This window comes from Malaciobacter marinus (genome assembly GCF_003544855.1).
GTDB classification, from domain to species: domain Bacteria; phylum Campylobacterota; class Campylobacteria; order Campylobacterales; family Arcobacteraceae; genus Malaciobacter; species Malaciobacter marinus.
The window spans coordinates 1,179,621-1,199,209 of the sequence record NZ_CP032101.1 but is presented as its reverse complement, the minus strand read 5'-3'; the positions used below and the strand labels follow the sequence as shown (position 1 = coordinate 1,199,209).

Sequence of the window (19,589 nt, the reverse complement as noted above, 5' to 3'; positions counted from 1 at the left end):
CTTTCCAGAAAGATTTATCTTTTTAATCTTATTTTAGATAGAATTTTAAAATGGAAAAACAACATTTAGACCAATTCTTTAAAGAAACAGTTAGCAACCCTCGTTATGAGCAGTTTGCAATAGCACTTCCAATTACTTTAATATATAGAAATTTGTTTAATGAAACAGAACACTATATAAAAGAAAAGTATGATTTAAGCCATTCAGAAATAGATGTACTAGCAGCATTGTATTTTAATGGTAAGACATTATCTCCCACAGATTTATACTCAGCAACAGTTTTTTCATCTGGTGGAATGACAAAGGTTCTAAAAAAATTAGAATGTAGAAAATTAATTTCAAGAATACCATCAGCACAAGACAAAAGAAGTATGTTAGTCTCACTTGAGCAAAAAGGGGAAGAACTAACACTTAAGTGCATGGATGAAATGATTGAAAATAGAAAATACTTTTTTGATATATTATCAGAAGAAGAGACAAAAACTTTAAAAAAGATTCTAAAAAAACTAACATATAGACTTTTTTAGATTTTAAATATTAGATTTGTACAAGCACCTTTATACTTTTTTGAGTTTGCAGTAAAAGTACAATTTGAAACTTCAATCAAAGCATTGTGATGTTCTGTAATAATTTGATGTGCTAAAGATAAGCCAATACCAGTACCAACACTTTGATGTTTTGTAGTAAAATATGGTTCAAAAACCTTATCAATATTATTTTTATCTATTCCTTTACCACTATCTTTTATAGAAACAATCAATTCTTTATTTACAATTTTAGTGCTTATATAAACTATTTTTTCATCATCATCTAACACATTTTCAACAATTGCATCTTTTGAGTTATTTAATATATTCATAATAGCTTGAATAAGTTGATTCTCATAACCTAATATTTCTATATCATCTTCATAATCTTTTATGATTTTTATATTATTATTTAAGAAAGATGAATGAATTATAACTAATGTTTTTTCAATAGTATTAACAATACTTAAAACCTCTTTTTCATTTGTATCTTTTATAAAATTTCTAAAATCATCTATTGTTTTTGAAAGATATTGTGTTTGTTGCATAATATGTGTCATATCAAATAACAAATCATCAAGTTCAACTTTTTGTCCAAACTCATTTTTAACTTTTATACTACTTGCAATTGTTGATATGATATTTAATGGTTGTCTCCATTGATGAGCAATATTACCTATCATTTCACCCATTGAAGCTAGTTTTGCTTGTGATTGTATAATATTTTGTTCTGTAATATCTTTGGCACTTAAAAGAATTGTTTTTTTATCAGGAAGTAATACCAAAGACATATTAACTCTTACTGTTCGTCCATCTTTAACTAAGCAACTTTTCTCAAAATTTATTTTTGAACCATCTTTTAAAACATCATTGATTGCTTCTTGAGTTCTTGATTTATCTTCAATGGCTGTCAAACCTATACAAGATTTTGTCAATAACTCTTTTTTTGTATAACCTGTTAGTTTTAAATAAGCTTCATTGAACTTTAAAAAATTACTTTGTAAATCTAAAAGTGCTAATCCATCTTTTGTATATTTAAATATTGCTTCAAATTCATTTTTTTGATTTGTTAACTCTTTTTGTAAGTTTTTTTCTCGTGTAACATCATAAAACCAACCAATAACAGAATCTTCTTGATCAAACTTAATACTCATATATGAAGCAAGTGCCCAAACTGTTTTATCTTTTATTTTAAATTCAACTAATCTATTAAAGATTTTTTCTTTATTTTTTATCTTTTCAACTATTTGTTTATATTCATTTTTATCTTTATAATATTTTGAGGGGTCTGAATCAATTACATAATCTTCTTTTATCAAAGAAGCATATGTATGATTTGAAAATACAACTTTAGTACCTTTATCTTTTGCAATTCTTACAGCAATAGGACTCATTTCTAATAAATACTTTAGTCTGCTTTCACTTTTTTTCAATATATTTCTTGAAGATTTTATTGAATACAACATTTTATTTGCTGTAATAGCCAGTAAATTTAATTCTTTTGAAAAAGCTAAAGGAAGTTCATTTATAGGAATTCCATCTTTGTCAGTATTATTTAAACTTGATATTATCTTTGAAATAGGTTTCATTAAAAGATAATGAAAAAGAGCAAAAAGACATATTATTAAAAATAAAGATATAAGTATAGTATTATTTATAGTCTTATAAATAATTCCATGTAACTCTTTTTTCATTTTTTCATCAGATATACACAAAGTAATATGACCTAAATCTTTTTTTAACATTGATTTTATATCAAACTCTTTTTTATAATAACAAGTTTTTAAAGAAGAAACATGAGATTTATTTTTCGTATCAAAAGCAACAATATTGTCACCTTGTCTGATTTTTCCAGTTATATAAGCCTCTTTTCCTACAACTTTTCCCATACTATAATCTTTTACAACTATTGCAAAGATTTCTTTATTTTTAATTTCATTATATAAAAGATTTGTGTAATCATTTACTGCATATGATGGAATAAGAATTGCTAAATTATTTTTTAAAGTATTGACTGTATTTTCTGAACTCTCTTTCATGTTTTCTATGATGCTATTTTTGGTACTTACATATGAAAAAGTAGCACTAATACTCATAAAGATAGTTACTATAAAAAAGATACTAATTGCAAATGTAACATAAAGGGATTTGACATTTTTCATCTATTTTTCTATACCTAAAACATTTCTTTTTATAAGAGGTAATTTCTTCTTGATATTATCTTTTGAAATAGCAAGTATTGGCATTTGGATATTTTTTATTATCTCTTTGTTATTAAAATAATTATAAAATTGTTCAATAGCTTTTTGCCCCATCAAATAAGGTTGTTGCATGGCTGAACCTACAAGTATATCATCTTGTATTAACTCTATAAACTCTGGCTCTGCGTCAAATGTCAGTAATAAAACTTCACCTTTTTTATCTAATTCATTTATAGCATCAAGTGCTCCTTGATATCTATCTGAACCTTGTAACCATACAGCTCTTAAATTTGGATATTTTTTAATAAACTCTTTTGTATAAATATATGTTTCTGCTTGAGTCCAAGTTATTTGTTGTTTTAAATCTACACTTTTAATTTTGGATTCACTTAGTGCTTTTAAAAAACCTCTTGTTCTTTCTTGTCCATTTATTCTTTTTTGAGGAATAGCAACAATTGCAACTGAACCATCTTCATAGCCTAATTTTTGCATCTTCTTTACTAAAACTTTTCCTATATTATAAGCACCCGTTTTATTATCAGAAGAGATATAAGATAAATACTCTCCACTATCAGTTCCTATATCTAAAATAACAACAGGAATATTTGCTTCTTTTGCAAGTTTTAAAATAGTAACACTAGCAGATGAATTTGTTGGAGATATAATCAAACCATCAGGCTTACTTCTAATAGCTTTTACAGTATTTTCTAGCTCAATTTTTGCACTATTTGATGAGCTATGTATTTGAATATCATAATCATAATTAGATGACTTACTTTTAATGCCTTTACTCATAATCTCCCAAAAAGGAATTCTAATATCAGAAACAATATAAATTAATTTTTTTTCTGAAGCATTTACATAAGAAGTCATAAAAATAGCAAAAATAATAAGAAATTTGAAGTAAAACACCCTAAACCTTTAATTTTATTACTTAATGATAACATATCATAGATAATAACTCAGAATATTTACTTATTCATTATCTTTTTCTTTTCTTTTTTCATTTATTTTATCTAGTAAACTACTTGTAAAAATACTTCCAGGAATAGCATAAAAAGCAATTCCTAAAGCACTAACAACAGTTGTTAGCATTCTTCCAATTGTAGTAATGGGATACATATCACCATAACCTACTGTTGTAAAAGTAGTAACTGACCACCATAAAGTTGTAGACATACTAGTGAAAACTTCAGGTTGAGCTTTTGTTTCTACAAAATAAACAAGTGGAGTTAATGTAAATAAAAGAATAAAAATCGCAATAACAATATATAAAAACTCCTCTTTTTTCTCTTTTAAAATTTCTGTTATGATTTTATCAAACTCATTAAACTTTGCCAATCTAAATAGCTTAAAAATTCTTATTATTCTAAGACCTCTTAAAAAACCTAAATCAATATTAAAGAAAGTAAGATAAAAAGGTAAAAGTACAATCAAATCAACAATCATCAAAGGAGTTAACATATACTTTAATTTATTTTTATTTATAGAATAGACTCTTAATACATACTCTAAAGTAAATATAAATATATTTACCATATTTATTGTTTTAAATAAATCAAAATATTCATTTAAGCTTTTTTCTGTTTCAAGAAACATAACAACAATACTTACAATAATATTTATATATATAGCAACTTGTAGAAAATATCCATATTTATGTTTTGAGGGATCTTCAAATATTAAGTACAACTGACTTTTTAAATTCATTATGATTAAACCTTATTAAATTAAAATACGCGTAGTTTATCAAAAAAAGCATAAAGGCTTTAATTATAAAAATTTATATACTTTTTTATATAACACACTTTAAAATAAGAATATAATTCATTTTAATAGTGATTTACTAGACAATATTAGCTTTAATATATAATTTTTTATACAAATACTTGACATAATATATAAAAAATTATATACTTTTAAAAATACATAAAAGGTGAACTTATGAAAATAATTAGAAAAGTACAAAATCTAAAAGCAAATGGACACTATGCTTTAGCAGTAATAGAAGAGAGTAGAGTCTATATATCAGGGCAATTCTCTATTAATCCAAAAACTGGAGAAAAAAAGTTTGGAACAATGCAAGAAGAAATAAAACAAGTTCTAAACAATATAGAATTAATTCTACAAGAAGCAGGTTCAGCTAAAGAAAAAGTCTTAAAAGTTAATGTTTATATTAATGATTTGGATGAATGGGGAACAGTTGATAAAATATATAGTGATTTTTTTGCAGAACATACACCTGCAAGAACAATTACAGCTTTAGCAAAACTTCACTTTGGTTTTAAAGTTGAAATTGATGTTATAGCAGCTTGTTAAAGGAGATTATTATGAAATATATTTGTAGTAAATGTGAAAAAACTGAAGATATAAGAACACACAAAGCAAAGTGTGATTGTGGTGGATTGTGGAAATTACACTTTCATGTACCAAAATTTAATTTAGATTTAGTAGATAAAAACACATGGGGACTTTTTCGATATAGAAAGTTTATGCCCATAATAGATGATAGTTACAAAGATATCACTTTAGGAGAGGGAATGACTCCTATTATTGAGTTTGATAAAGATGTTTTATTAAAAATGGACTATTTTATGCCAACACTATCTTTTAAAGATAGAGGTGCAGCTATGTTAATATCTCATTGCAAATCAATAGGAGTAGAAAGTGTTGTTCAAGATAGCAGTGGAAATGCAGGAAATAGTATCGCTGCATATTGTGCAAAAGCAAATATAAAGTGTGAAATATTTGTTCCCAAAGGAACATCTCCTAAAAAAATAGATATGATAAAATCTCATAATGCAAAAGTTACAATAACAGATGGCTCAAGGGATGATTGTGCTGATATTTGCAGACAAAAAGTAGAAAAAGAAAAAGTTTTTTACGCAAATCATGTTTATAATCCATTTTTTTATCAAGGAACAAAAACTTATATCTATGAAGTATATGAACAACTAAACAGAATCCCTAAAAACATATTTGTACCACTTGGAAATGGAACTTTATTTATAGGTGTAATTAAAGCTTTAGAAGAGTTACTTGAAAGTAAACTAATCAAATCTATGCCAAATATCTATGCAATACAAAGCCAATACTGCCCTCCTTTTGTAGAAGCTGTAAAAAACAAAGAATCAAAACCTGCAAAAGTAAGTCTAAAACCCACATTGGCAGAAGGTATTGCAATTGGTGTACCAATGCGTGGAGAAGAGATTTTAGAGTATATTTATAAATACAATATCAAAACAATTATTGCACCAGAAGATAAAATAATTGAAAGTAGAAAAATCCTTGCTAAAAAAGGAGTATATTGTGAACATACAACAGCTGCTTCATATGCAGCATATTTAGAGTATTGCAAAACAAATGAGAAACTAAGTGATTGCTTAATATCTATGTGCGGGGCTGGATTGAAATCTGACCACTAAATAATTTAGCATTTTTTTGATATATTACACTTTGACAAGGAGACTTTTAATGCACTTAGTTCTTAAAGCTTATATACCCATTGCAAATATGATTGTAAAAACATTTGGAAAAAATTGCGAAGTGGTATTGCATGATTTAACACAACCTAAAAACTCTGTAGTTTACGCTGCAAATGGTGATGTTACTGGTAGAAAAGTTGGTCAAAGTTTTGATCATCTAATAAAAATGGTATTACTTAATAAAGATTTTAAAGATGACTATGTAGTTAACTACTTTTTTGAAACAGAAGATGGAAAAAAAATCAAATCTTCATCAGCTTTGATTCGTGATGAAAAAGATGAAGTAATAGGTATGCTATGCTTAAACTATGATTTGACTCTTTCTCATCTTTTGCAAAAAGAGTTGGAAGACTTTTTAGGAGCACCAACAGGGCAAGAAACAAAAGAATCAGAGAAATATGTTCTTGACCAAGATATAGTAAGTATCCTTGACAATCTTATAGAAAAGATTTTTGAAAATACTAACATAGAAAAACTAACAAGAAAAGATAGCCTAGAAATCATCAAATTTATGGATGAAAAAGGCATCTTTTTAGTAAAAGGCTCTATTGATAAAGTCGCAAAATATATGGGCGTTTCAAAAGTGACAATATACAGTTACTTAGATAGCATTAGAGGAAAAAGGTAGAGTATTTTTACTTACCTTTTTACTTCAACTTTTGCCAATCTTTCATAATATCTTATCAAAGCACCATGGTCTAAATGGTCTTCCCCCTCAGCTTTCATAGCTTGCATAATCTCCATAACACTAGCTGTAAGCTGAACAGGTGTTCCAATCTCATGGGCTGTATCAAGTGCATTTTGCAAATCTTTTATATGTAGATTGATTTTAAAACCTGGATCAAATTTTCTATCCATTGCTAAAGGAGCTTTAGCATCTAAAACAGTACTTCCTGCTAGTCCTCCTCTAATTGCTTCATAAACTAACTCTGGCTCTACACCAGCTTTTGTAGCTAAAACTAAAGCCTCACACATACCAGCAATATTTAGTGCAACGATAACTTGGTTTGCTAGTTTTGTAGTATTTCCAGCCCCAACTTTTCCTGTATAAACAACAGAACCAGCCATAGAAAGTAAAATATCGTAACACTTGTTAAATATTTCTTTTTTGCCACCAACCATAACAGAAAGTGTTCCATCAATTGCTTTAGGCTCACCACCACTTACAGGAGCATCTAGAAACTCTACATCTTTTTTTGCTAACTCATGAGCTATACTTTGTGAAGCTAAAGGAGCGATAGAACTCATATCTATAACAATGCTGCCAGCTTTTATGCCATCTATCACACCATTTTTACCTAAAATCACTTCTTTAACTTGTGGAGAGTTTGGAAGCATGGTGATAATTAAATCACAAGATTGAGCAAGCTCTTTAGCACTACTTGCACCAAGCGCACCAGCAGATACTAACTCATCAACAGAAGCTTTACTTCTATTTGTAACAACTAGCTCATACCCTGATTTTAATAGATTTTTCGCCATAGATTTTCCCATGATACCTAATCCTATAAATCCGATTTTCATATTTATTTCCTTAAGTGATTAAAGTTTTTGTATAAATAGTATCATTTATTTAATTATTACAAAATAATAAATAAACAACTAGTAAATAATTAAGATTTTATCCTATATAAAACCTGTCCTACAAAAAAGGCAAGTAAAACACATAAAGACATAAGAAAAGAAAAAAAACTCTTAGGTCTTTTTTTGTGTTCTCTTTGAAACTTATGTAAATCCATCCACTTTTTTACAAGATAAAAAACAAAATCATCAGCAAAACTAAAATGCTTTAGCAAAAAAATCACAGGAGCTAAAACAAACAAGTATCCCCTAAAAGTAAGCTCATCATAAATACAAGCCACCTCAACAGTCTCAAACTCATACTCTTCATCACTTAGATATTTTTTATTATTTAACACACTACAAATAGTCTCTCTTTTTTGCACCCTATCTAAATCAATATAAATTCTCTTTTTATAAAGTACCGAACCAATAAGTGAAATGATAAAGCAAAAAAGTAGCCAGATGGTAAACAATGGTATAGTTATGATATAGGCTATTATTTTGTATATAAGTGTCATGTGTTATCTCTTGCTTAATAAATTAAATTCTATCTTGCTAATTAAAAGGTCATTATCCCTTTTTTGCTATTTTCTTTCTTCAGAAAAAAATCATAAAGAATATATAACGTAAGATTTTTTATTTTTTTGTCTTTTTGTTTTTATATTCATCAATATGTTTTACCATCACTCCAGAAAAAGTTTCACTATTTGATATTGTATTTCTATTCCCAAATAGTACAAATATTTCTTTTGCTCTAGTTACTGCAACATTTATCATATCAGGTTCATCTCTATTAAAAAATAGATTTTGGGCTTTCCCTTGATTTTCTTTATTATAAACGGATGAAAAAATTATTATATCTCTTTCAGAACCTTGATATTTATGCACAGTACCTACTTTAATAATTGGTTCTTTAGCATCGTCTTTATGGCTTCCAATTTTATTAATAATTTCTTTTTTTAATAAATTTTCTTGATTTACAAATGGTGTAATAATTCCTATTGAATTATAATAATCCTCATCAGTAATTTCCTCTTTATTTTTAATTCGTTTTAAAAACTCATTAATATAACGTTCTTTTCTATCTATAATAAAGTTTATAATTTCTTCAATTTCACCTTGATTTGTATTATATGAGCTTTTTTGATGTTCATGTTCTATAAATAACAATGTACTCCAACTCTTATCATGATATTTATCTTTTTTTAATGGTTTAATTTCATTAAAATATGATATTTCATTTGAGATTTGAACAATAGGAGTTTGACATCTAAAATGTTCTTTTAACCAAATATCACCTTCCATTTTACTTTTATTATAAGGAAGGAAATAAGTAACACTTGAATTAGCTATATCCATTGAGTTATTGTTTTTTTTGATTATCGGTTCATTACTCATTTTAGAAGCACATGAGAAATATTTTGAAACAATACTTATATCTTTTTTTGAAGAGTAAAAGTCTTCTAATATTCTATTTTCAATTTTAGTATCATAAGAAAAGACAGGTTTTAATTGTTTAGTATCTCCAAATAGCATCACTTTTTTGGCACAGTTTAATATTATCATTTTAGAAGGAGGTATCGTACCTGCTTCATCGATTAATAAAAAGTCAAAAATATTTTCTTTTATATAAGTATCATTTCTATTAGAAACTATTGTACCAAAACTATTACAAGTGATATTTATAATAGGAAAAATAGGATATAAACTGCTAAAAAGTTCATCATTATTTGTATCGTTTGTAGAAATATTTATAAAATCTTCTGTTGCGTTAACATAGTATGAAATTTCATCAATAGTAGCTTTTGAATTTTTTAATATATATAAAATTTTTTCTTCATCTAATTCTTTAGGTAAATACTTATTATTAAAAGAAAACTTTCTATCACACTTTGAACATTTAATTACACTATCACGTTGAACCATAGAACCTTCATGACATATAGGACACTTGATAACTTTATTATCAAAATTATTTAACTCTATTTTAGTATTCCACATATTTGTATTTGATATAAAATATAGTGCTTCTAAAAGATGTAAAGCAAAATAAAAGTTATCTGTTCTTTGTGTAGTATCATATCTTTCATTTTTTTCATTTAATCTAGCAAGTTGTTTATATGTATCCTCAAATTCAATTAGTCTTTCAATATCTTCAAACTCAAAAATATCATTTGATAAAATACCAAACTCTTTATCTAATAAGTTTTCTATTTGATATAATTTAATATCTTTATCATCTACTTCATTTTCTAATTGATATATCTCTAATTTTAATTCACTATGTTTTACACTAAATTTAGTAATATTTGCATCAATTTTACTTAATTTTTCTTTTAGTTTTTTAATAACCTTACTATGTTTATTTGATATATTTTCTTTTAAATCATTTATAAAAAAATCTTGCTCATAGAAAGTAGTATTAAGATTAGATAATTGTTCTTGGGATAAATTATTTAATAGTTCAATCTTATCTTTTATAGCGCCTTTTTTTAAAAGCCCATAAGAAAGTTTTTCTAATATATTAGCATTTTTAAATACTTTTTCAATATCAGTTTTTAAAACTTCTTTTATATTATTTTTTTCATTAGTAAAGTCATCTCTATATTTATATTTAATCTCTTCATAGCAACTACTATAATATGGAGATATTTTATAATCATTTAAATAAGATTGTTCTATTTTTATTTGTTTATCTATAACCTCAATTTCACTTGCGCTTAAAGATATAGAATCTTCAATCTCTAAGGCTTCTTCTTTATACTCTTTTATTCTGTTTTTTAAATTTTGTATATTTTTTTCTATTTGTTTATACTCTTTTTCAAAAGACCTTAACCTATCCAATGAAGAAGAAAGTTTTTCTGAATGCTCTTTTATTTCAAAAAGTGTAGCTTTTATAAGATCTTCTTGAATACCTTTTTCTATATATTTTGTTACTAGATGTAGTTCAATCTTGGTTAATTCATCTACTTTATCTTGAATAAGAGATGTTAAACTTTTTAATTCTTCTATGTTTTCATTTATTTTATTAAAGAAAAACCTTGCAGCTTTATTTAAAAGGTCTAAAGTTCTTTTATCAACTTTTTCACAAAACATATCTATTTTTCTATATTTAAAGTATTCATTTATAAAAGTTAGAGGATTTTTTGATATTATATTTCCTACTGTTTTCATATCATTTTTAGAGAGTTCATATGTTCTCTTTACTGTACTTCTAACAGAAGGAACAAACAAGTTATTATTAAAGTTTATAGTCTTTTTTTCTAATTTAACATCATCAGTCAACCATCTTTTATATAAATTGCTCTCGTTCTTTTTAGAAGTTTCAATAAAGCCTGAGTCTATTCCCTCAGAAATATTTGTTAAGGCTTGATTGTTTGTAGAGGAGCAAACTATAGGAGTAGAAAATAAAACAACTTTCTCTTTTAAATAACTTTCATAACTTTTAATAGCTGCTTTTACTGTATAATCACCAAATATACCTCTCAATAATGAAGTTTTACCTGTTCCTGGTGCACCATTTACAGGTAATACTTTTTTATCTTCAAGATAACAACTCAATGCTTCTCTTTGTGTTTGTGCTAAAGAATACTCTTTATCAAAAGAACCAAAATGAGAAGAATAAGAATTTACAATTTTCTTTGTAGTTATAATCTCACTTTTTTCTATTTTGGGATAGATTATGTCATTGCTTTTTCTTCTATGTACTTTAAAGTATGACTTTATTAAACTATTAATATTTTGATGTTCAAAAATAGTATCATATATTTTTGTCAATCCCATATTTAGATTTTGAGAAATTCCAATGATAAAAGCTTTATCTTGAAACTCTTTTTCTATATTATATTTATCTAATTCAAGAATAGGCTCTAAAAATTTAATTATTTGCTTTTGAGTATCTTCAAATGATGACAATTTAATATCTGGCGTTTCTAAAAAATATGGTTCAAGTATTTTTGGATTAAATAACAAATAAGGCTTTATCTCACAAGAAAACTCTTCTTCATCTTCTGTCAAGCTATATCCTAGGTATCTTTTTATCTCAATAAATATTTTATCTGGTGTCAAAAAATTAAACTCTTCGTCATAGTTTGGAAAAAGTATCACAAAAGAAGGAACAAACTTAGAATAATTAGAAAAAGGATTTTCTTTTAAAAGATTAAATGCTATTCCATATTGAAAGAAGTTTGAGTCTTTTGAAAAAATAAATTTATTATGTTCATAGATATTTTGAGGATCATATCTTTTTTTAAGTTTTTGTCCTTCAAAATTTACAGTTCTTTCAAAATATGAGACTTCATGGATAAACGATTCTATTGTATCTTCACTAAGATATTCAATAGGCAAAAAACTATTTTTAAAATCACTATCCAATGAAAAATAATGACTCTTTTCTAGCTTTTCATTATATACTTTATCAATTTTCTCACTTACATGATATGAAGATATCTGTTTTTTTGTATATTTTGTTCCAAGAACATTGTCAATTCTAAGTGCTAAATCATAATATTTAAATAAATTGTTTAAAAACTCTTCTTTTTTCATATTTCTATATTGTCCTTTATATATATATTTACTTATCACAACTAGGGTTTATGATATGAAAATCACATAATTTATCTTCTTTTGTATAGTCTTTATCAATTTTCAAATCACAAGACAAATCTTCATAAAGTGCTTTTTCATCTTTACATACAAGAACTATGGTAATTTTATTTTCATACTTAATCTTTAAATCATAATCTTTAAAACTTTCTATTAAAATAGGATTTTTAGTAGCCAAATACTCATTTACTTTAGATACTTCAATACCTCTTCTTTTGATTGCACTATTTGCTCTTTTTGTTAGGTTATTTAACTTAGGTTTTAATTCAATTAAGTCATTACTTTTTAAAGAGCAACCAGTAATTAAATTAGCTACAAAAACAATCAATAAACTTTTTATTAATATCTTCTTCATTTTATTTCCTTTTATGCCCAATACTCTAATTCATCAGACGATGTTCTACCATTATCTAAGTTCCAATCCGCAAAATATTCTAAATGACTATTTCCATTGCCATATACAGATTCATCTAAAACTTTCCAAGTTTGTTGTACTTGTAGTACAGCTTTATTGAAAATATCATCATAATGCATAGTTTTATTACCTGTAACTTCTAAATTCTCAATATACTCTTCAATATTTACTTCCTCAGATTTAGGATAAATTATTCCACCATCTAATCCTATTACATGTCTTGATATAGTAGGAAAGTTTTGTGTCTCTTCCACTGTCGATACTAAATTATGAAATCTACTATGCCAAGTATCAAATTCTGGTTTGTTATTTAAGTATTCTTCTTTATTTAATTCTTCAAGCATTTTCCCCCATACTGAAGAGATAACTTTATTTAGCTTGTCAGTATCACCATCTTGACTACACTCTTTACCAAACAAAGATAATTGTTCAGTTTCAGAAATGTCTCCATATCCTGTAATCTTTTTATAGATATAAACATCTTGATGCATTTCACAGTTTCTGTGTTCTGCTTCATTTCCTTCGTATGGACCAACTTTTAATTCAACAACAGGATGAATAACTACATCTGTAACAATATGCCCTGCAAGTCCACAAAGCCAGGCAAAAGCTTTTCTTTTATCTTCTTCATTTTCTATTGCTTTAACTTCTTCAATACCTTTTAAAATAAAAGATTTTGTTTTCATATCTAGGTGCATTGAGTCTGCCCATTTTTTATGTTTTTCTGTAATTGCCAGATATGGATAATCTGGACTAACAGAACCTAGCTCTATAAAAGTTGTATATTCTTCTAATGCTATGAGGGAATCATTACTAAGTCCTAACTCTTCTAATTCACTTTCCGTACATGCTTTATTTACTATTGTTAAGTGTGCATATGCTCCTGCCATTATGTCTCCTTTAATTTATCTAATATCTTCACCATAGCTAAAGTATCAAGTTTACAATACTCTAAAAGTGAAATTCTCATCTTCTCTTTACTTACCTCATCTAGTTTACTAAGATTTGCAAAAGCATTCATAGCTTGGCTTCCATTTTGTACACCTTCTAACTCTTTGTAGGCTTTTTCAAACTCTGGTACAAGTGCTGGCAATACATACTTGATAGAGTAGCTTCCTTGCATACTTGGTGTTACATACCATTTCTTTTGGAAAGGTACCATTAGGTCTTGCATATTTTCATTTATGGCTAATAAGTGAGTACTTAGATCTGGGAAAAGGTTGGCAAGTCTTTTTATCACACCTTTTTCAAAACTCATATTGTAAGCTAATACTGTAACATCACTTGGGATATCTTCACATAGTTTTAACGCTAACTCATATCTACTATCTACGCTATCTTTACTCAAATACTCTTTATGCTCCAAAGTGCCATCTTCATACTCAATATGAAGTGAGTATTGAAAAGGGATTTGCTCGAAGGGTTTTATACCTTTATATTGTGGTATGGCTTGTTGGTAGGTTTCAAAGTCTAAGTGATAGATTGGGTATGTAAGGTTTTGTAAAAAGGCTTTGATATTTTCTTTGTCTATATAACTTGCTTTTGATTTGTAGTTTGCTACTGCTTGTTTTTGGTTTGCAGTCATATCAAAATCTTCAGGGATATCTTCTATATCTATAATACCTTGATTGTATAATTCTATTTGCTTTTTACTTCCTAGATTGAAAATATTAAAGATAGAGTACTCAGGTATATTTCTTTGAACTTTCCAACAATAGTTTTTGGCATCACACTCATAAGGTTTATTACAATGTTTCCCTATATCTATATCTGGCTCATTTACTTTGTCTTCTAGGTAAGTTTCAAACTCTTTTAATATGCTTGGAATATTTGACTGTAAACTTTGCACTTCACTTGTGACATCAACTATCTTAAAAAGCTTGTCTAACTCTAAAAACTCACCTCTTACATACTCATTGTTTATATGTACTACACTTGCATTTTTTATACTAAAGCCTAAGTTTTGAAGTACATAATACTGAATAGATACATCATGAAGATATATATCTTTTACCTCCGTGGAACTTTTAACCTCATAGATAGATACGCCATCACTTTCTACTTTTAAAATATCTACCATGATAAGTATACCCTCATAACTAAAAGTAGCTTCATAGATATTTGATACACCCTTTTCCATCCACTCTTTTGTAGTAGATATCATCTCATCATAGTTTGTAGTGTATGAAACTTCTCTACCATCAGGGAAAAGCTCGCAAGCTAAATCTCCTACTATATTTCCTGTTTCAAATATAGCCTGTGCTTGTTCATCTGGTGGTGTTAAAACACTTGGCTTATATTTTTTAAGCCAAAGTGCTTTTGGGCATTGGATACCTTTTGTGTAGAGGGATTTAGATAGGTTCATATTTATACTTAAGATTTTTCTTTAATTTCTTGAAGCCATTCATCGATATCAAAACTTGAGTTTTCTAATTCAATATCTTCAAAAAATGGCTCTTCATCAAATTCATAATTAGAATAAAATGAACCTATACGAGAATATTCGTCAGGAAATCCAACTATATAAGGACTGATAGATATTACCCAAATATTATCTTTATCTTTAAATGTATTTTTAACAACACCATAAATAGAATAAACTGTTTTTACCCCTAACCTTCCCAATGCTGATTGAGATAGTGCATATTGTGAATCTATTTTACATTCAATTCTAATATTTTGCTTTTTATAATGAAAAATAACTAATGGTTCATTGCCTTTTAAAGATAATCCTACAGAACGGCTATAAAAACCTCCTGTAAAAAAAACATATTGACCATTTATCTGTTTTTTATTTATTGAACGTATTTTAAAAAAACTTCTTATATCAATAAAATTCTTTTTCTTCGCTATTTTCCTTAATAACTCTAAATAATGAATACCTTCTCCTGCGTTGATATAACTAAATAGCATAGGAGAAGATGAAAGATTTTTTCTTACATATTCTTCATCAAAAAGACCATCATTATTCAAAATTTTTTTATTTTTTAAAGAAGGAGTTACATAAGTATCTGGTATTTCTTTAAAAGTTAATAAAGCTAGTTCTTCTAACCTTTGAATATTGACGAAATCTACTACTTCATCTCTAATATTAATATTCTCACTTGCTTTTATCTCGTTTTTTTTTCTAACTTCTTCTTCCCACTCAGTTTTTAATTTTCTTAATTGTGGTTTTGAAATTTTATTTGTTAACGAAACACCTTGTTTATGAGCAAGATCATGATCAGATGGACATAATACTATTAAATTATCATATGAGTTATCTTGTGATTTTTCATACTCCTCAATATGATGAATTATAAAGCTATGACTTTTTTCACCTTTACATACATTACATATATAATTGCTATTTTTTAATAGTATATCAACAACTTTTTCATCAATAGGTTGTCTTTTTGTAGAAGTTTTTACTATAGATATTTCATTTTCATTTAGTTTATACTTATTTTTTAAATCATTCTGGGATAACACTTTACATTTAGAAACTGTCAAACCTAAACCTACTAATTTTTTTGATAATTCTTCATCAATACCATATTTAATAAAGTTTTCAAATAATATATTATTACTCATATATGTCCTTAGATAATTATCTTACATTATTATGCATAACTGTTTCAAGATTAACATTTAATTTTATTATTCTTGTCAAACCATTTACTTCTTTAATTATTGAAAGTTCAGAGAAATACTTTAATTTTCTTTGCATTCTATCCTTTAAAGACAATTGTGGAAAATCTTTACTCAATAAAGCATTATTTGCTTGAAAATAAAATTTTCTTTGAGAGGAGTCTCGATTTAAAGTAATATAAAATACCCTTTCACCATTTTCATCACTATTTTCATCATCAAAATAAATCATACAATCTTCTGAGTCTGTTTCAAAAAAATCTACATTAAAATTATCATCTTTATTTGGGAATGTATCTTCACTAACTAAATTAATTAAAATTCCTTTCTCATTCGTAGCAAATAGAAATGTATTGATTCTGCTATTCTGTAACCTACTTAATGAATCTTCAAAATCCTCAATATCAAAGATAATTAAATTATTATTTAAATATTCAATAAATCTAGTTATGAAATCTAAATAAGTTTCACTCATTTCAATATCTTCCTCATTAAGAAATTTTTCCACAAATCTTTTTATTGGTTGATAATCATAATGATCATATAAAGTTTCTACAATTATTTTAATTACTTCGATTATATTTTTTAATATTGGCAACCTAGAATGAGAAACTAAATTAATACCTTGTGCCCAAGCTAAATTTACTGCTTCTTTATCAAAGTCACTTGCTGAGAAAATAACAGGTACATCTAAAAACCTATTTGTTCTCCCTCTCATAGAAGAGATATAGTTTTCCGAAATATCCTTGTGTACACCGATATATTGTCTTATAAATGATTTATCAACCTTTTTTTCCCAAAACTTACATTCTCCTAATAACCGAATAGGAAAAACAAAAGGAATATTCCTAGTATATAAACCTATAAAATCAATTTGGTGTTGAGTACCACGTCCTTCAATTTCACCATCATTAGATATTATTCCCATATCAATAAATTGTTGAGACCCTTGAGTACATTTTAGAAAACCATTCTTCTGTAAAAGATGTGAAATAAATATTTCGTATAAATACCCTCTCATTTGACTTTTTTTCATTTTAGTGTCCTAAGCAAAAATTTGTTCAAATATTAATTCAAATTCAATTTTTTGTTCATCTATTTTAGAGTATTCTTCGAAAAGTTTTTCTTTTGAATCAATGATTTCACAATACTTTTGTCCTTGAGTAGGCTTATCATCACTAACGATTCCTTCAGGATAATAAGATTCTATATCACCTGATTCTAGTACAAAAATATTTTCTTTTCTTAGTAGTTTTAATAATTCTCTTTTTTTTAAAACAACATCATTAAATTCATTTTCCTTATCTTGAAGAATAACTAATTCAATCTTTTTCTGTTCAAATGAAAATAATTCATCAAGTAATTCTAAAACTTTTTCTTTATCATCATCACTTCTGGCATCTTTTATTTGTTCATATATACTTTTACTATTATTCTTTAATAATTTATCTTTATATTTTCTTGTTGGTAAAGGTTTTACATCAATACTTACTACTTTTTCATTTACAATTGACAATAACTCACTGTGAACTTTTTTTATTTCATCACTTGGTTCTAACTTTTCAAAACCATCTAATAATACATCAAGATCTGCAACAAAATATATATCTAAATCAAACTTCTTAAAAAAATCTTTATATCTCTTAAAACTTCCTTTTCCATTAATTTTGACCAAGTTAATTGAATTATTTTTAAAATCGTATCTAGAATCAATTATTTTTGATATATGAGGAAGTACAATTAGTTCAGTATCCCCTTCAACCAATACAACTCTATCTGAAAAAAATGCATGATTACTAGTTTCAAATGAAATTAATTGAAACTTATCTTTATTACTTATTTCAGTCAAGTCTATATGTAAAGTTTTAGAATATGATTTCTCCCCATCATCAACTTTTTTTATTTTTATAAAAGTTTTAGTAGCATCAGAAGAGAAAAAAAGTGGAGAATGAGTAGATACAATCATTTGATGATTAGCAGATATTTTAGATAATGCTTCAAATAAAATATTCTGAGCTTTAGGATGTAAGTATAACTCTGGTTCTTCAAATAAAAATAGAAATCTATCTTTTTGTTTAAATTGTTCTTTATCTTTTTGCCAACCTTCAGAATGAGACAATTCTACATAACTTCTTAGAATACTAAAAGTGATAGCTCTTTTAAACCCATCACCTTTATTTTGTATTGGCCCTTTGACTCCATCATTTGCAATTATATTTGCAGTTGATAAAATAGTTTTTATTTCTGGAGGTGGAACTTCTAAGTCAATTGATACGTTCTTAAATGTCTGGTTTAAATTTCTTTGTATTGTATTTTCAATTCTTTTTACCTTTTCTAACCTTTTATCTGAGATAAGCTTACCATTATCATCATATATTTTATTTAAATTTGTTCTTAATACTTCAAAAACGCTTTTTGCTTCATTTAAATCATCTTCAATAACATCTAAAAGTATATTTAGAAGTTTTCCAAAAGATGCACTATCTTTTGTCTTCATATCATCAGATAAATCTTTTACAGCAGGAATATAAATGGGTTCAGGAAATAAAGCTTTAATTGAATTATCAATTCCTGTATCTAAAGGAACATCTTTTTCTATTAAATCATCTTTAGATAATGTATTGATATATTCTTCAATTAATTCTTTTGCTGCTTTTTGTGTTTTAAGCTTATCAATTTTTTCATCATCTATTTCAGCATAATTAGATTTTAATGTAGAAATTAATTCATCACCTTTTTTACTTTTTAGCAAATTATCTATTTCTTTTTTTTCAAACTTCTTTTCTTTCGGAACAAACTTTATATTCTTTAATTTAGAAGAATAATCTACATGAGAATATCTTCTTACTAACCTAAAACTACCAATACCTTTTTCATCAAAATCAATATTTTTTTCAAGCTTATCTCTATGTATTTCATCAATTAGTTCTAAATCTTTCTTTTTAATATTATCAATTTCCACAAATATAAAGATATCCTTATCTTTATCAAAAAAATCATCTTGTGTTAATTTTGTACCTTTTATAAAAAGTAATAAAGCTTGTATAAAAGTTGATTTCCCTGCATTATTTTCTCCTATTACACAAGTAAAATCTGATAAAGGAGTAGATATATCTTTTAATCCTTTAAAATTTTTAACTCTAATATTTTTAAAAATCATATT

Annotated in this window: 16 protein-coding genes; 4 read left to right on the top strand and 12 right to left on the bottom strand. The window is 26.3% G+C overall.

Annotated elements, in window-relative coordinates:
• Positions 1–50: 50 nt before the first annotated feature.
• The gene (locus tag AMRN_RS05955; RefSeq protein ID WP_099310622.1) at positions 51–527 is read left to right on the top strand and encodes a MarR family winged helix-turn-helix transcriptional regulator; all 477 of its coding nucleotides are present in this window, start codon (positions 51–53) and stop codon (positions 525–527) included.
• Here AMRN_RS05955 and AMRN_RS05950 read toward each other — a convergent pair.
• From AMRN_RS05950 to AMRN_RS05940, 3 genes are all read right to left on the bottom strand, one after another.
• Positions 524–2,689: a PAS domain-containing sensor histidine kinase gene (locus AMRN_RS05950; protein WP_099310621.1), complete on the bottom strand. Its 2,166-nt coding sequence runs from the start codon at positions 2,687–2,689 to the stop codon at positions 524–526. The two genes, AMRN_RS05955 and AMRN_RS05950, sit on opposite strands and share 4 nt — an antisense overlap.
• Positions 2,690–3,640 (bottom strand): substrate-binding domain-containing protein, encoded by a 951-nt coding sequence (locus AMRN_RS05945; RefSeq protein ID WP_228150803.1) that lies wholly within the window; start codon positions 3,638–3,640, stop codon positions 2,690–2,692.
• A 63-nt stretch (positions 3,641–3,703) separates the two neighbouring features.
• Entirely contained in the window at positions 3,704–4,438 is a 735-nt protein-coding gene (locus AMRN_RS05940; protein WP_099310620.1) for an ion transporter, read from the bottom strand.
• A 234-nt stretch (positions 4,439–4,672) separates the two neighbouring features.
• Between AMRN_RS05940 and AMRN_RS05935 the strand changes: the two genes are divergently transcribed.
• Genes AMRN_RS05935 through AMRN_RS05925 form a run of 3 tightly spaced genes read left to right on the top strand, consistent with a single transcriptional unit; the run spans position 4,673 to position 6,841 of the window.
• Positions 4,673–5,047, top strand: coding sequence for a RidA family protein (locus AMRN_RS05935; protein WP_099310619.1), 375 nt, complete (start codon positions 4,673–4,675; stop codon positions 5,045–5,047).
• Positions 5,048–5,058: 11 nt separating this feature from the next.
• The gene (locus AMRN_RS05930) at positions 5,059–6,153 is read left to right on the top strand and encodes a threonine synthase (RefSeq protein ID WP_099310618.1); all 1,095 of its coding nucleotides are present in this window, start codon (positions 5,059–5,061) and stop codon (positions 6,151–6,153) included.
• Positions 6,154–6,202: 49 nt separating this feature from the next.
• A complete protein-coding gene (locus AMRN_RS05925) occupies positions 6,203–6,841 on the top strand; it encodes a helix-turn-helix transcriptional regulator (RefSeq protein ID WP_099310617.1) in 639 nt (212 codons plus the stop codon).
• An 11-nt stretch (positions 6,842–6,852) separates the two neighbouring features.
• Here the strand turns inward: AMRN_RS05925 and garR are convergent, their stop codons facing one another.
• From garR to AMRN_RS05880, 9 genes are all read right to left on the bottom strand, one after another.
• Positions 6,853–7,737, bottom strand: a complete 885-nt coding sequence (garR, locus tag AMRN_RS05920) for a 2-hydroxy-3-oxopropionate reductase (protein ID WP_099310616.1) — start codon at positions 7,735–7,737, stop codon at positions 6,853–6,855.
• 89 nt (positions 7,738–7,826) lie between these two features.
• Positions 7,827–8,132 (bottom strand): hypothetical protein, encoded by a 306-nt coding sequence (locus tag AMRN_RS05915; protein ID WP_152031931.1) that lies wholly within the window; start codon positions 8,130–8,132, stop codon positions 7,827–7,829.
• Positions 8,133–8,412: 280 nt separating this feature from the next.
• Positions 8,413–12,321, bottom strand: a complete 3,909-nt coding sequence (locus AMRN_RS05910; protein ID WP_099310614.1) for an AAA domain-containing protein — start codon at positions 12,319–12,321, stop codon at positions 8,413–8,415.
• A gap of 28 nt (positions 12,322–12,349) precedes the next feature.
• Positions 12,350–12,736, bottom strand: a complete 387-nt coding sequence (locus tag AMRN_RS05905) for a hypothetical protein (RefSeq protein WP_099310613.1) — start codon at positions 12,734–12,736, stop codon at positions 12,350–12,352.
• Between the two features lie 11 nt (positions 12,737–12,747).
• The gene (locus tag AMRN_RS05900) at positions 12,748–13,686 is read right to left on the bottom strand and encodes a zinc dependent phospholipase C family protein (RefSeq protein WP_099310612.1); all 939 of its coding nucleotides are present in this window, start codon (positions 13,684–13,686) and stop codon (positions 12,748–12,750) included.
• Positions 13,686–15,161 (bottom strand): DUF2779 domain-containing protein, encoded by a 1,476-nt coding sequence (locus tag AMRN_RS05895; protein ID WP_099310611.1) that lies wholly within the window; start codon positions 15,159–15,161, stop codon positions 13,686–13,688. The genes AMRN_RS05900 and AMRN_RS05895 overlap by 1 nt, the downstream gene beginning before the upstream one ends.
• Before the next feature lie 8 nt (positions 15,162–15,169).
• Complete coding sequence (locus AMRN_RS05890) at positions 15,170–16,369, bottom strand: HNH endonuclease signature motif containing protein (RefSeq protein ID WP_099310610.1); 1,200 nt, start codon at positions 16,367–16,369, stop codon at positions 15,170–15,172.
• Positions 16,370–16,385: 16 nt separating this feature from the next.
• A complete protein-coding gene (locus AMRN_RS05885) occupies positions 16,386–17,462 on the bottom strand; it encodes a PDDEXK family nuclease (RefSeq protein WP_099310609.1) in 1,077 nt (358 codons plus the stop codon).
• A gap of 9 nt (positions 17,463–17,471) precedes the next feature.
• Positions 17,472–19,586, bottom strand: a complete 2,115-nt coding sequence (locus AMRN_RS05880) for an AAA family ATPase (RefSeq protein WP_099310608.1) — start codon at positions 19,584–19,586, stop codon at positions 17,472–17,474.
• Positions 19,587–19,589 lie beyond the last annotated feature (3 nt).

Excerpts from the sequence above, each read along its gene's own strand:
- AMRN_RS05895 (WP_099310611.1), bottom strand. The coding sequence starts at position 15,161 with ATGAACCTATCTAAATCCCTCTACACAAAAGGTATCCAATGCCCAAAA.
- AMRN_RS05900 (WP_099310612.1), bottom strand. The coding sequence starts at position 13,686 with ATGGCAGGAGCATATGCACACTTAACAATAGTAAATAAAGCATGTACG.
- AMRN_RS05905 (WP_099310613.1), bottom strand. The coding sequence starts at position 12,736 with ATGAAGAAGATATTAATAAAAAGTTTATTGATTGTTTTTGTAGCTAAT.
- AMRN_RS05880 (WP_099310608.1), bottom strand. The coding sequence starts at position 19,586 with ATGATTTTTAAAAATATTAGAGTTAAAAATTTTAAAGGATTAAAAGAT.
- AMRN_RS05935 (WP_099310619.1), top strand. The coding sequence starts at position 4,673 with ATGAAAATAATTAGAAAAGTACAAAATCTAAAAGCAAATGGACACTAT.
- AMRN_RS05955 (WP_099310622.1), top strand. The coding sequence starts at position 51 with ATGGAAAAACAACATTTAGACCAATTCTTTAAAGAAACAGTTAGCAAC.
- AMRN_RS05890 (WP_099310610.1), bottom strand. The coding sequence starts at position 16,369 with ATGAGTAATAATATATTATTTGAAAACTTTATTAAATATGGTATTGAT.
- AMRN_RS05885 (WP_099310609.1), bottom strand. The coding sequence starts at position 17,462 with ATGAAAAAAAGTCAAATGAGAGGGTATTTATACGAAATATTTATTTCA.
- AMRN_RS05910 (WP_099310614.1), bottom strand. The coding sequence starts at position 12,321 with ATGAAAAAAGAAGAGTTTTTAAACAATTTATTTAAATATTATGATTTA.
- AMRN_RS05950 (WP_099310621.1), bottom strand. The coding sequence starts at position 2,689 with ATGAAAAATGTCAAATCCCTTTATGTTACATTTGCAATTAGTATCTTT.
- AMRN_RS05940 (WP_099310620.1), bottom strand. The coding sequence starts at position 4,438 with ATGAATTTAAAAAGTCAGTTGTACTTAATATTTGAAGATCCCTCAAAA.
- AMRN_RS05930 (WP_099310618.1), top strand. The coding sequence starts at position 5,059 with ATGAAATATATTTGTAGTAAATGTGAAAAAACTGAAGATATAAGAACA.
- AMRN_RS05925 (WP_099310617.1), top strand. The coding sequence starts at position 6,203 with ATGCACTTAGTTCTTAAAGCTTATATACCCATTGCAAATATGATTGTA.
- garR (WP_099310616.1), bottom strand. The coding sequence starts at position 7,737 with ATGAAAATCGGATTTATAGGATTAGGTATCATGGGAAAATCTATGGCG.